Source organism: Variovorax sp. P1_H2, from assembly GCF_056405295.1.
The window spans coordinates 24,493-37,252 of sequence record NZ_JBFUCJ010000013.1 but is presented as its reverse complement, the minus strand read 5'-3'; the positions used below and the strand labels follow the sequence as shown (position 1 = coordinate 37,252).

Sequence of the window (12,760 nt, the reverse complement as noted above, 5' to 3'; positions counted from 1 at the left end):
GGTCATCAGCGGGTGAGGCGTGCCAGTTCGCGCAGGGCGCCGACCACGTCGTCGGCGTTGTTGTAGAAGTGCGGTGCGATCCGGATCACGTCGTTGCGTGCCGAAACCACGTAGCCCGACTGCAGCATCCGGGCCTCGACCTGTTGCGCGTTGGCGATGCGGATCGCCGTGTTCGCGCCCTTGGCGGACGGGTCCGCAGGGCTCGCGACCTCGAGGTCCAGTCGCGTTGCCTCCTCGATGGCGAGCGCCGACAACTGCTGCAGGTAGGCCTCGATCGCGGGGATGCCGATCTCGTTGAGCAAGGCCATGCTGGCGCGCGCCACGCTGGCGCACATCATCGGCGGCGTGCCGGTGTTGAAGCGCGTGGCGCCGTCGGCGAAGTCGAGCCGCGCGGGGTCGAAGGCGAACGGGTTCACGCGGCCGAACCAGCCGGTGACCGTGGGCACGAGCTGCCGTGCAAGCGCGGGACGCACATAGAGGAATGCGATGCCCGGAATGCCGAGCAGGTACTTCTGCGCGCCGCTGGCCAGGATGTCGATCTCCTGCGCGCGGACGTCGATCGCGATCGAGCCGGCGGACTGGTAGGCATCGACGAACTGGACCGCGCCGTGGTGGCGCGCGGCGCGGCCGGTGGCGGCGATGTCCACGATCTGGCCGTCGTAGAAGCAGGCCTGCGAGACCGACACCAGGGCGGTGCGCGCATCGATCGCCGCCGCCACCCGCCCGGCGGTGTCGGTGCTGCCGGCATCGGCCTCGACGAAGCGGGTGCTGGCGCCGCGCGGCTGCTGCGCCAGCCAGACATGGCAGATCGAGGGGAAGTCGAGCGTGGTCGTGACGATCTCCGGGCGGCCGGCGTCGAAGCGCAGTGCCGAGGCGATGGCGGACGCCGCGTCCGACACGCTGCCCAGCACCGCGATGTCATCGACGTCGGCGTGGATCATGCGGGCGAACTCGGCGCGGGCCAGGGCCACCTGGTCCATCCAGTAGCCCCAGTCGGCGCCGCGCCGAACCCAGACGTCGAGGTATTCGTCGATGGCCTGCCGCACCGGCAGGCTGAGCGCGCTCTGCGAGCAGCTGGACAGCTGGACCGCGTTGTCCAGGATGGGAAAGAGCTTTCGGTATGACGAGAATGGATGCTTCATGAATGTGCCCGGTGCATGGACGAGGCTTTGAGACGATGGACAAGAACGCAGAGATCGCGGCTTCCCCTTCGGCGTGGATCGAGGTGCCGCACTTCGGCTGGGAAAGCCTGATTGCAGACGGCGCGCCGAGGATGGTCTTCCGCAAGGGGCAGACCCTGTTCTCGCAAGGCGATGCCGTGACCCATGTCCATGTCGTCGAGCAGGGCCGCGTCCGGCTGGTCTTGCTCTCGGAGGCCGGCCACGAAAAGCACATGGCGATCGTCGGAACGCAGGGAATGGTCGGCGAATGCAGTGCCTTCCTCGACGGCCGCCATTCGGTGACGGCGGTGGCTTCGTCGGATGGGGTCACGCGCCAGGTCGAACGCGCCCGGTTGCTGCGCTGCATGGAGCGCGATGCCGGCTGCCTGCGCCAGGTGCTCTGGCTGTTGAACGTCAAGCTGCGCGTGCTGGCGCACCAGAACCTGTTGCTGAGCCAGGCCACGGCGGCGCAGCGGGTGGTTCATCACCTGGTGCAGCTGGCCGGCACCTACGGCGAGGTGCGGGAGGAGGGCGTCGCCATCCGGATTTCCTTCACGCACCAGGAGATGGCCAACATCGCCGGGCTGAGCCGGGTCATGACCTCCAATGTGCTGATGCAGCTGCAGGAGCAGGGACTGATCGAGATGGTCAAGTCGCATTGCGTGATTCGCGAGATGCAGGGGCTGAGGCAGCGTGCCGTGGTTTTGTGAAGGGAGCAGGCGGGGACTGCGGCCCAGTGTAGGAAGGGGTGCCGGCGCCGTATGTCAACGGCTTTACAAGCGGGCGCATTTTTTCCTCGAGACCCGGCTTGCCGCTTCGACCGTCCGGTCGAGGACGACGCGGCGCTGGCGGCCGCGCCAGCGGCTCACGCAGCGAGGCGCACCGGAATCCGGCGCCGGCCGAAGCCGCTCTTGAAAGCGCCGAAACGGCCGGCGATCGGCGTGCCGCAATGCGGGCAGGTGCCGCGTTCGTCGAGTCGGCAGTCCAGCACGAGGTACCAGTCGCGCCGCACCAGCGCTTCGTGGCATTGCGGGCAGAAGGTGGTGCCGCCCTCGACGTCGTGCACGTTGCCGGTGTAGACGTGAAGCAGGCCGTTGGCCCGCGCGATCGCGCGGGCGCGACTGAGCGTGGACAGTGGCGTCGGCTCGACGTCGAGCATCTTGTAGTCGGGGTGGAAGGCCGTGAAATGCAGCGGCACATCGAGGCCGAGCCGGTCGGCGACCCAGCGCGTCATCGCCTCGATCTCGTCGTCGCTGTCGTTGTGTCCGGGGATCAGCAGGGTCGTGATCTCGAACCAGCAATCGGTCTCGTGCCGCAGGTACTGCAGCGTATCGAGCACCGGTGCGAGGTGCGCGCCGGTCTGCTGGAAGTAGAAGCGCTCGGTGAAGCCCTTGAGGTCGACGTTGGCCGCGTCCATCCGGTCGTAGAACGCACGCCGGGGCTCGGCGTGCATGTAGCCCGCCGTCACCGCGACGCTGTGCAGGCCGAGCGCGTGGCAGGCGTCGGCCGTGTCCATCGCGTACTCGGCAAAGATCACGGGGTCGTTGTAGGTGAAGGCCACGCTCGATGCGCCGCTGGCACGCGCCGCCTCGGCAATCCGCTCCGGCGAGGCGCTGTCCATGAGGCGGTCCAGTTCGCGGCTCTTCGAGATGTCCCAGTTCTGGCAGAACTTGCAGGCGAGGTTGCAGCCTGCGGTGCCGAAGCTCAGCACGCTGCTGCCGGGGAAGAAGTGGTTGAGCGGCTTCTTCTCGATCGGGTCGATGCAGAAGCCCGAGCTGCGCCCGTAGGTCGTGAGAACCATCGCATCGCCGACGCGCTGGCGCACGAAGCACAGGCCGCGCTGGCCTTCGTGCAGCCGGCAGTCGCGCGGGCAGAGGTCGCACTGGATGCGCCCGTCGTCGAGGCGGTGCCACCAGCGGGCGGGCGCTGATCCGGTGGCCCCGCCGTCGAGGCGGGTCATCGGGTCACCTTCGCGCAGCGGCGCTTCGGGTTTCGCCTTGGGAGCGGCCCGGCGGCTCATTGGGTCACCTTCGCGCAGCAGCGCTGCGGTATTCGCCTTGGGAGCGGCCCGGCGGCTCATTGGGTCACCTTCGCGCAGCAGCGCTGCGGTATTCGCCTTGGGAGCGGCCCGGCGGCTCATTGCGGCTCCTCGAACGCGAGCGCGGCGTAGCCGACGACCCGATCCCGATCACCGGCGGTGTCGCCGGAATTGCACAGGTCGAGCAGGCGCGGCGCCAACCCGTGCCGGCGCGCGGCGCGCAAGGCGCCGTTGATCGCCGACGATCCGCAGGCCTCCTGCGGCGTGAGACCGGCATCGAAGTCGAGGATGCGCCGAATGGTGGCGCGGTCCGTGGCCTGGGCCTGCGCGTAGGGCAGGTAATGCGACAGATCGGAACTGATCACGATCAGCGTTTCCGGCCCGCCCCAGAGCCGCTCCAGGACCTGCGCCACGGCTCCCGCCTCGGCATCGCCGACGACCAGCGGTACGAGGGTGAAGCTGCCGAGCACGCTTTGCAGGAACGGCAACTGGACCTCGAGCGAATGCTCGTTCGCGTGCGCCCGGTCGCTGCGGACCAGCTGCGGCAGGTCGCCGAGGCCCGCCAGCGCGTCGGTGTCGATCGGAACCTGCCCCAGAGGCGTCTCGAAGGCGGCTGCTTCAGGCGCGGCGAGGCCGGACAGCCGGACGCGATGCGCGGGTCCGAGCAGGACGACGCGGCGGATCGCCGGCTGGCGCGGGTGGCCGAGCAGGGCGTAGGCGCTCGCGGCCACCGCGCCGGAGTAGGGGTAGCCGGCATGCGGCACGATCAGCAGCTTCGGGGGCGGGTGTGTGCGATCGGCTTCGCCGCCGTCGCCGTCGCCGTCGCCGTTCAGCCAGCGCTCGACCTGCTGCCGCAGCGCCGAGGGCGCGGCGGGGTAGAACAGGCCGTCGACAGCGGCGCGGCGCACGGCAGGCATGGCAGGGACTCCTGCCGTTGAATTTGAACCTTCCGCACCGGAAAATCAATCCCGTCCGCCATGTCACGGAGATCGCCATGAATGAAGAAAACTTCAATCTCAGCATCCGCAAGTTCCTCAAGATGGTCGGTGTGAGCTCGCAGCGCGAGATCGAGCACGCGGTGTCGAAGGCCATCGCGGCGGGGGCGATCGCGGGCGATGCCGCGCTGCCGGCAAAGATGACGCTGGAGATTCCTGGCCTGCAGCTGAAGGTCGGGTTCGACGGCGAGATCCGGCTGGATTAGGGCCTGTCAGGTCGCTCCAGGCGGCGACGCCGCCGCGCTGCGGCGGTCGAACTTGCGGCTCAGCACCGATCGGTGCCGTCCAACGGGCAGTCTCAGGCCGGCGCCGGGCCGCCCCAAGGCGGCCTGCGGCCCCCTCGGGGGGCAGCGACCCACACGCAGTGGGGGAGCGTGGGGGTCAGTCAGGCCGGCGCCGGGCCGCCCCAAGKCGGCCTGCGGCCCCCTCGGGGGGCAGCGACCCACACGCAGTGGGGGAGCGTGGGGGCCAACATTTCATTCCACTTCGGCGATCAACTCGATCTCGACGCAGGCCCCGAAGGGGTTCTGCGCGACGCCGAACGCGCTGCGCGCATGGGCGCCTTTCTCGCTGCCGAAGACCTCGGCCATCAGCTCGCTGGCGCCGTTGGTCACCAGGTGCTGTTCGGTGAAGGTGGGCGTGGAGTTGACCAGGCTCATCAGCTTGACGATGCGCTTGATCTTGTTCAGGTCGCCGACCGCCGCGTGCAGGGTGCCGAGCAGGTCGATCGCGATCGCGCGCGCGGCCTGCTTGCCTTCGTCGGTGCCGAGCGCGGCGCCGAGCTGTCCGACCCAGGGCTTGCCGTCCTTGCGGGCGATGTGGCCGGAGAGGAACACCAGGTTGCCGGTGCGCACGAAGGGCACGTAGGCCGCGGCCGGGGTGGCCACCGGGGGCAGGGTGATGCCCAGGCTGGACAGCTTGTCGTAGACGCTCATGAGGACTCCTTGTTCTGGGATTGGGATTGGGACTGGGTTTGGGATTGCGATTGCGATTGCGCGACGGCCGCCGCTGCTTCCTTCAGTTCCTCGAGCGGCCGCACCGTGACGCTGACGCCCAGCGTGTGTCGGGCGCCGCCGTGCAGCACGCCGCGCATCGGCGAGACGTCGGAGTAGTCGCGGCCGATGGCCAGGGTCACGTAGTCCTCGCCCGGCTGGCGGCCGTTGGTCGGGTCGAATTCGGCCCAGTCGCCCGGGCCGTCGGCGCCGGGCAGGTAGACCGACACCCAGGCGTGCGAGGCATCTGCGCCGACCAGCCGCGGCTTGCCCGGCGGCGGCTGGGTCAGCAGGTAGCCGCTCACGTAACGGGCCGGCAGGCCGATGGTGCGCAGGCAGGCGATCATGATGTGGGCGAAGTCCTGGCAGACGCCCTTGCGCTGGGCCAGGGCCTCGATCGCCGGCGTACTGATCTCGGTGCTGCCGGCGTCGTACTCGAAGTCGCGGTACATGCGCAGCGTGAGGTCCATCGCGGCGTCGAAGGTCGGGCGGCCGGGGGCGAAGCTGGGCCGCGCGTAGGCAGCGAAGTCGTCGTGGCGCGGCACATAGCGAGAGGGAAAGACGAAATCGGAGGCGGGGTCGTAGCGCGCGTCCTTGACGTAGCGGAAGCGTTCGCGCACCTCTTCCCAGGGCAGTTGGCGCGCGATGGCCGGCGCCAGTACCGGCTGCCCCGTCTCGACCACGCTCTCGGCGGTCACGACCAGTTCCTCGTGGGTGGCCTCGAGCGCGAAGAAGGCGCGCGCGTTGCCGTAGACGTCGGCCGATTCTTCGCGCAGCGCCGGCGTCGGGCTGATCGTCAACGCATGGCTCACGAGCCGCTGCGACACCGTGTTCATCGGCTTCAGGTGCGCCAGGTGCTGCGCCGTCTCGACCGGCGGCGTGTAGTCGTAGCGCGTGGCGTGGGTGACGTGAAGAAGCATGGGGGGACTTTACTCGCCCCCAGACTGCCGGGGCGGGGGCAGGCGCGCATCTGCTCCTGGGCTGCGCGTCGCGCGCCCCTTCGGGGGCAGTCGCGGAACCGGCTTCGCCGGGCCGCTGACTGCGCCCCCGGTCGGGGGTGGGCGGCTACACGAAGTGAGCCAACCTGGGGGCGAGCAACAGTCATGCGCCGACGGAGCGCAGCGATTCGGACGTCAAGGTGAAATAGCGCGTGCCGATCGCATCGGACACATGGTAGGCCGCGCTCTCGCAGGCCCCGAACACGTGGACCAGAGACGGGTACTGTTGTTCGGGCCCGGACTCGCACAGGCCTTCCAGCGTCCAGCTGTCGGGGTCCGGCAGGTCGTAGGACAGGGCGGTGAGCTTGCCGGACGCGCAGCCCGCCAGCTTGGCGATGCGCTTGCGCAGCGTGTGCGTGACCCAGGCCAGCGAGCGCGGGTTGTCGCCGTCCTGCACCAGCAGGTCGACCATCGTGGCGACGTCGCGCCGCTGTTGGTAGCGCGCGTGGAAGGTGATGGTGCTGTCGAACAGCGCCACCATGGCCTCGAAGCCGCTGACCTCGTGCACCGAACCGTTCTCGAAACCGGCCGCCAGCGCGCTCGACAGAAAGGCCAGGCGCTCGATGTGGCGGCCGATGGACAGGAGCCGCCAGGCGTCGTCGCGCGTCATGCGGTCGGTCTGGGCACCGGTGATCGCCGACAGCGCGGTGCTGGCGGATTCGAGCAGGCGCAGCGCGGCGCCGCTGGCGTAGCCGCCTTCGACCTTCTCGCCGGCCTGCTCGGCGCTGCGGCGCAGGAAGTCGGACTCGGCGCGCACGATCTGGTTCCAGTGGTCCTGCGACAGCCGCTCGCGCACCGCGGCGGCCGACTGGCGGATGCAGCGCAGGCTCCAGCCCACGCTGCCGCCAGTGTCGACGTTGCCCAGTTCGGCGATCAGCGCGCGCTCGAACACGCGCCGCGACTTCGGCAGGCTCGGCACTTCGGCCGGCACCAGGGCGTTGCGCAGTGCCACCCGGTGCAGCCACTCGAGCAGCGTGCGCGAGGAATGGTCCTCGCCGCCCAGCAGGTCGATGGTGAGCCGCGCGAGGCGCACCGCGTTCTCGGCCCGCTCGGTGTAGCGGCCAAGCCAGAACATGTTCTCGGCCGCCCGGCTGGTGACCGGCGCCCGATGCCGGGCCAGCGAGGCGGGCGTCGCGTGCGGCTGCAGCAGCGTGGTGCGGTCGACTTCGCCCTCGGTGCGGACCCAGACGTCGGCGCTGCTGCCGCCGCGCTGCATCGAGGCGATCTGGGCGTCGCGCCCGGCCAGCCGCGCCAGCCCGCCCGGCAGCACCCGCCACGAGCGCGGGCCGTCGCTGACCGCGAACACGCGCAGCAGCACCGAGCGCTGCGCGATGTGGCCGCGGCCGAGGTCCTGGGTCCAGGTCGGCATCTGCGACAGCGGCAGGTAGCTCTGCACCGTGTGGGCCTCGCCCTGGCGCACGATGCGGCCGGCCCATTCGTCGAGCTCGCGGCGACCCATGTGGCGGCCGAGCACGGCGTCGAAGCCGGTGTGGGCGTCGATGTCGGGGTAGGTCGCCTTGATCGCGCAATCGCCCAGTTGCGGCAGCACGGCTTCCATCGCTGCGCGTTCGCCGCACCACCACGTCGGCAAGGCCGGCAGTTGCAGCTTTTCGCCGATCAGCCGGCGCGCCAGCGCCGGCAGGAAGCCCAGCAGCGCCGGCGATTCGAGGAAGGCCGAGCCGGGCATGTTGGCCACCAGCACGTTGCCGGCGCGGATCGCCTGCAGCAGGCCCGGCACGCCGAGCGTCGAGTCGGGCCGCAGTTCGAGCGGGTCGAGGAACTGGTCGTCGAGCCGCTTGACCAGCCCGTGCACCGGCCGCAGGCCCTGCAGCGTCTTGAGGTAGAGGCGCTGGTCGCGCACCGTGAGGTCGCTGCCCTCGACCAGCGTGATGCCGAGGTAGCGCGCCAGGTAGGCGTGCTCGAAGTAGGTCTCGTTGTAGGGGCCGGGCGTCAGCAGGGCGATGTGCGGCGGCTGGCCGGCCGGGCACATGTGCTGCAGGCCTTCCATCATCGCGTTGTAGGTGGCGGCCAGGCGCTGCACCTGCAGGTTCTCGAAGGCCTGCGGGAACTGGCGCGCGATGGCCAGCCGGTTCTCGAGCAGGTAGCCCAGGCCCGAGGGTGCCTGGGTGCGCTGCGAGACCACCCACCAGTTGCCGTCGGGCCCGCGCGCGAGGTCGAAGGCGGCGATGTGCAGCCAGGTGTCGCCGGGCGGGCGCACGCCGTGCATGGCCCGCAGGTAGCCCGGATGGCCCTGCACCAGCGCCGCCGGCAGCAGGCCTTCGGCCAGCAGCTGCTGCGGGCCGTAGACGTCGGCCATCACCTGGTCGAGCACCCGCACGCGCTGCTGCACGCCGGCCTCGATCTGGGCCCAGCTGTCCGGGGAAACGATCAGCGGAAAGAGGTCGAGCGACCACGGCCGCTGCGGGCCGTCGGCGTCGGCGTAGACGTTGTAGGTGACGCCGTTGTCGCGGATCTGCCGCTCGAGGTTGATCGCGCGCCGCGGCAGGTCGTCGAAGCCGCCGGGGCCGAGGTTCTCGAAGAAGCCGCTCCAGGCCGGGACCAGCGGCCCCTGGTCGTGGGGGCCGGCATCGTCTTCCGCCGGCGACGCAGTGGGCGGTACGGAGGAAGCCTCGTAGAGCGGCGCCGGCTGCGACGGGGCAGCCGGGCGCGCTTCGTCCTCGGGCGTCGCGACGCCGCGCAATTCGTCGAAATGGCCGGGCGCGGCCGGGGGAGCGAGCCCGGCCGCCAGCGCGGCAGGCGCTTCCAGGGCCTGGGCGTCGAAGAGGGATTCGTTCAGTGGGTCCACAGTGCGCCGATTGTCACACTGTGGTCACGGATGGCGAGGGCGGGCGCGTGAGAAAAGTCCGAAACTGCGCGCCCCGCATGCGCTCATAAGCCAAGCTCCGTGCTTCGCACTGCGGAGCGAGCGTCTTCGGGCGGCCGGGCGGCGCTCATGAACTCACCTCCGTGCTGCGCACTGCGGTGCGAGCTTGCTTGCGAGCGGCCCGGCGCTGCGCTCATCGCCGCAGGTCGAGCGTGAACGGGAACTCGCGGCTGCCCGCCAGCTCGATGGTCGCCGGCGGCGTGCTCATCAGGCCCGGCGTGTGGCCCATCCGCGTGAAGCGCGAATGGCGCCGGCTCTCGGCCTCGTAGGCGTTGACCGGGAAGGTGTCGTAGTTGCGCCCGCCCGGGTGGGCGACGAAGTACTGGCAGCCGCCCAGCGATCGCTTCATCCAGGTGTCGACGATGTCGAAGGTCAGCGGCGCATGGGCGCCGATGCTGGGATGCAGCGAGGAGGGCGGGTTCCAGGCCTTGTAGCGCACGCCGGCCACGAACTCGCCGACGGTGCCGGTGGGCTGCAGCGGCAGCGCCTTGCCATTGACGGTGATGACGTAGCGGCTCTCGTTGAGGCCGGTGACGCGCACCTCGATGCGTTCGAGCGACGAGTCGACGTAGCGCACGGTGCCGCCGGCCGAGCCTTCCTCGCCCATCACGTGCCAGGGCTCCAGCGCGTTGCGCAGCGACAGCTCGACGCCCATGGCCTGCACCTGGCCGACCAGGGGAAAGCGGAACTCGAAGTGCGGCGCGAACCAGTTCGGGTCGAAGGCGAAGCCGGCCTGGCGCATCTCGCTGACGACGTCGTCGAAGTCCATCTTGACGAAGGTCGGCAGCAGGAAGCGGTCGTGCAGCTCGGTGCCCCAGCGCGTGGCCGGCGCCTGGTACGGCTCGTCCCAGAAGCGGGCGATGAAGGCGCGCAGCAGCAGTTGCTGCGCGATGCTCATGCGCGCATGCGGCGGCATCTCGAAGGCGCGCAGCTCGAGCAGGCCCAGGCGGCCGGTGCTGGAGTCGGGCGAGTAGAGCTTGTCGATGCAGAACTCGCTGCGGTGCGTGTTGCCCGTGACGTCGATCAGGATGTTGCGCAAGCTGCGGTCGACCAGCCAGGCCGGCATGTTCTGGCCATAGATCTCGCGGTTGCGGGCGATTTCCTTGAGCGCGATCTCGAGCTCGTAGACCTGGTCGTTGCGCGCCTCGTCGACGCGCGGCGCCTGGCTGGTCGGGCCGATGAACATGCCCGAGAACAGGTAGCTCAGCGACGGGTGGTTGTGCCAGTAGAGCAGCAGGCTGGCGAGCAGCTCGGGTCGGCGCAGGAAAGGGCTGTCGGTCGGCACCGCGCCGCCCAGCACGAAGTGGTTGCCGCCGCCGGTGCCGGTGTGGCGGCCGTCGGTCATGAACTTCTCGGCCGACAGGCGGGTCTCGAAGGCCGCGTTGTAGAGGAACTCGGTGTGGTCGACGAGCTCGCGCCAGTTGTGCGCCGGGTGGATGTTGACTTCGATCACGCCCGGGTCGGGCGTGACCTGCAGCAGCTTGAGGCGCGGATCGCGCGGCGGCGGATAGCCTTCCATGACGATCTTGACGCCGAGCTGCTCGGCCGTCGCTTCGACCGCGGCGACCAGGTCGAGGTAGTCCTCCAGACGTGCCAGCGGCGGCATGAAGACGTACAGCACGCCCGAGGCGCTGCCGAGCTTCTCGGCCGCCGGCCCATTGGCGCGGCGCGGGTCGCGCACCTCGACGCACAGCGCGCTGCGGGTGATCCAGTGGGCCGACTCGCCGCGCCGCGGCTGGCGCGGCTTGGTCGGGTCGATGGCCTCGTCGCCCGCGCGGGCCGGGCCGTCGCCCGGCGACTGCATGCGCAGTGCTGCCGGCGCGGCTTCGGGTGCGCCGAAGGCGTAGGGCACGGCGCCGCGGTCGGCGCTCGCACCGGTCGGCAGGCCGGTGTAGCGCGCACGGTAGTCGGCCGCGCTCGGCAGGCTGCCGAGCGGCGCGGTCGGGTCGCGCTCGACCAGGTAGGGGTAGTCGCCCTTGCTCGTCCAGGGCTGGGAGTCGAGCGGCAGCCGGTAGCCCATCGGCGAATCGCCGGGGATCAGGTACATGCGGTCGTCGCGCAGGAACCAGGGGCCGGTCTTCCAGCCCGGGCCTTCGAGGGCCGGCGCGTCGAGGTTGGCATTGCCGGCCTCGATCGGCAGCATGTAGCCGATCACCGCATCGAGCTTCTGCGTGAACACCCGTCGAAGGCGCACGCGTTCCATCTCGTCGTCGAGCTTGGAATCGAAGGGGTCGACGTTGACCGGCAGCCGGCGCTCGCGCCAGAGGTAGTAGTAGACGTCCTCGTAGCCGGGCTGGATGAAGCGCTCGGTGAGGCCCAGGCGATGCGCCAGCACGGTGGTGAAGCGGCGCGCGTCCTCGCTGGTGTAGTGGGTGGGGTGCCGCTCGTCGGCGAACAGCTCGGGGTTGTGCCACAGCGTCTGGCCGTCGGCGCGCCAGTAGATCGACAGCGCCCAGCGCGGCAGTTGCTCGCCCGGATACCACTTGCCCTGGCCGAAGTGCAGGAAGCCGCCCTGGCCGTATTCGGCGCGCAGCTTGTGCACCAGTTCGGTGGCAAAGCCGCGCTTGGTCGGGCCCAGCGCATCGGTGTTCCATTCGGGCGCGTCGCGGTCGCTGGTGGCGACGTAGGTCGGCTCGCCGCCCATCGTGAGGCGCACGTCGCCGGCTTTCAGGCGCTTGTCGACCAGGTCGCCGAGCGCCAGGACCTCGGCCCATTGCTCCTCGGTGTAGGGCTTGGTCACGCGCGGCGATTCGTGGATGCGCGTGACCTTCATCTCGTGGCCGAACTCGACCTCGGCGTCGTCGACCACGCCTTCGATCGGCGCGGCGCTCGACGGCGTCGGCGTGCAGGCCAGCGGGATGTGGCCTTCGCCGGCCAGCAGGCCGGAGGTGGCGTCGAGCCCGATCCAGCCGGCGCCCGGCAGGTAGACCTCGCACCAGGCGTGCAGGTCGGTGAAGTCGACCTCGGTGCCGCTCGGGCCGTCGAGCGCCTTGACGTCGGGCGTCAGCTGGATCAGGTAGCCCGACACGAAGCGCGCCGCGAGACCGCAGTGACGCAGCAACTGCACCAGCAGCCAGCCCGAGTCGCGGCAGGAGCCCGAGGCGTTGGTGAGCGTTTCTTCCGGCGTCTGCACGCCGGGCTCCATGCGGATCAGGTAGTTGACGTCCTGCTGCACCTGCTGGTTGAGCCCGACCAGGAAGTCGATGGTGCGCTGCGCCTTGCGATCGATCTTCTCGAGGTAGGCCTGGACCCGCGGCGTCGCCTCGTCGGCCACCAGGTAGGGCGCCAGTTCCTGGGCCTGCGACTCGGTGTACTTGAAAGGGAAGTTCTCGGCCTGCGGCTCGAGGAAGAAATCGAAGGGGTTGTAGACCGCCATCTCGACCACGAGGTCGACCGTGACCTTGAACTCGCGCGCTTTCTCGGGGAACACCAGCCGCGCCTGGTAGTTCGCGAACGGGTCCTGCTGCCAGTTGACGAAGTGCTCTTCGGGCTCGACCCGCAGCGAATACGAGATGAGGTTGCTGCGGCAATGCGGTGCCGGGCGCAGTCGGACCACCTGAGGACCGAGTTGCACCGGACGGTCGTACTTGTAGTGGGTGACGTGGTGGAGGGCGGCGTGGATGGACATTTTTTCTCGGTGCGTCGAGGGTGCCTCGGAGTGAGACGCATACTAGCCGACACAGAAAGCAATTT

At 70.0% G+C, this 12,760-nt stretch carries 9 protein-coding genes; 2 read left to right on the top strand and 7 right to left on the bottom strand.

Translation table 11 applies throughout. The features are described 5' to 3' along the window. Positions 1-5: 5 nt before the first annotated feature. Positions 6-1,142, bottom strand: coding sequence for an aminotransferase class V-fold PLP-dependent enzyme (locus AC1D2E_RS07235; RefSeq protein ID WP_478196763.1), 1,137 nt, complete (start codon positions 1,140-1,142; stop codon positions 6-8). Between the two features lie 35 nt (positions 1,143-1,177). On the opposite strand from AC1D2E_RS07235, the gene AC1D2E_RS07230 reads away from it, so the two are divergent. Further along, positions 1,178-1,870 carry a Crp/Fnr family transcriptional regulator gene (locus AC1D2E_RS07230; protein WP_478196762.1) on the top strand — a complete coding sequence of 231 codons (693 nt, stop codon included), beginning with the start codon at positions 1,178-1,180 and terminating at the stop codon, positions 1,868-1,870. Positions 1,871-2,025: 155 nt separating this feature from the next. Here the strand turns inward: AC1D2E_RS07230 and amrS are convergent, their stop codons facing one another. Continuing rightward, positions 2,026-3,120: an AmmeMemoRadiSam system radical SAM enzyme gene (amrS, locus tag AC1D2E_RS07225; protein ID WP_478196761.1), complete on the bottom strand. Its 1,095-nt coding sequence runs from the start codon at positions 3,118-3,120 to the stop codon at positions 2,026-2,028. 176 nt (positions 3,121-3,296) lie between these two features. Then, entirely contained in the window at positions 3,297-4,115 is an 819-nt protein-coding gene (gene amrB / locus AC1D2E_RS07220) for an AmmeMemoRadiSam system protein B (RefSeq protein WP_478196760.1), read from the bottom strand. Positions 4,116-4,192: 77 nt separating this feature from the next. Between amrB and AC1D2E_RS07215 the strand changes: the two genes are divergently transcribed. Next, the gene (locus AC1D2E_RS07215) at positions 4,193-4,399 is read left to right on the top strand and encodes a DUF6494 family protein (RefSeq protein ID WP_478175861.1); all 207 of its coding nucleotides are present in this window, start codon (positions 4,193-4,195) and stop codon (positions 4,397-4,399) included. Positions 4,400-4,669: 270 nt separating this feature from the next. On the opposite strand, the gene AC1D2E_RS07210 is transcribed toward AC1D2E_RS07215, so the two are convergent. The 4 genes from AC1D2E_RS07210 to AC1D2E_RS07195 form a co-directional block, all read right to left on the bottom strand. Continuing rightward, positions 4,670-5,128: a RidA family protein gene (locus AC1D2E_RS07210; RefSeq protein WP_478177603.1), complete on the bottom strand. Its 459-nt coding sequence runs from the start codon at positions 5,126-5,128 to the stop codon at positions 4,670-4,672. After that, the gene (locus tag AC1D2E_RS07205) at positions 5,125-6,105 is read right to left on the bottom strand and encodes a transglutaminase family protein (RefSeq protein ID WP_478196759.1); all 981 of its coding nucleotides are present in this window, start codon (positions 6,103-6,105) and stop codon (positions 5,125-5,127) included. The genes AC1D2E_RS07210 and AC1D2E_RS07205 overlap by 4 nt, the downstream gene beginning before the upstream one ends. Before the next feature lie 181 nt (positions 6,106-6,286). Further along, positions 6,287-8,989: a circularly permuted type 2 ATP-grasp protein gene (locus tag AC1D2E_RS07200; protein ID WP_478196758.1), complete on the bottom strand. Its 2,703-nt coding sequence runs from the start codon at positions 8,987-8,989 to the stop codon at positions 6,287-6,289. Positions 8,990-9,200: 211 nt separating this feature from the next. After that, entirely contained in the window at positions 9,201-12,695 is a 3,495-nt protein-coding gene (locus AC1D2E_RS07195) for a transglutaminase family protein (RefSeq protein WP_478196757.1), read from the bottom strand. Positions 12,696-12,760: the final 65 nt, after the last annotated feature.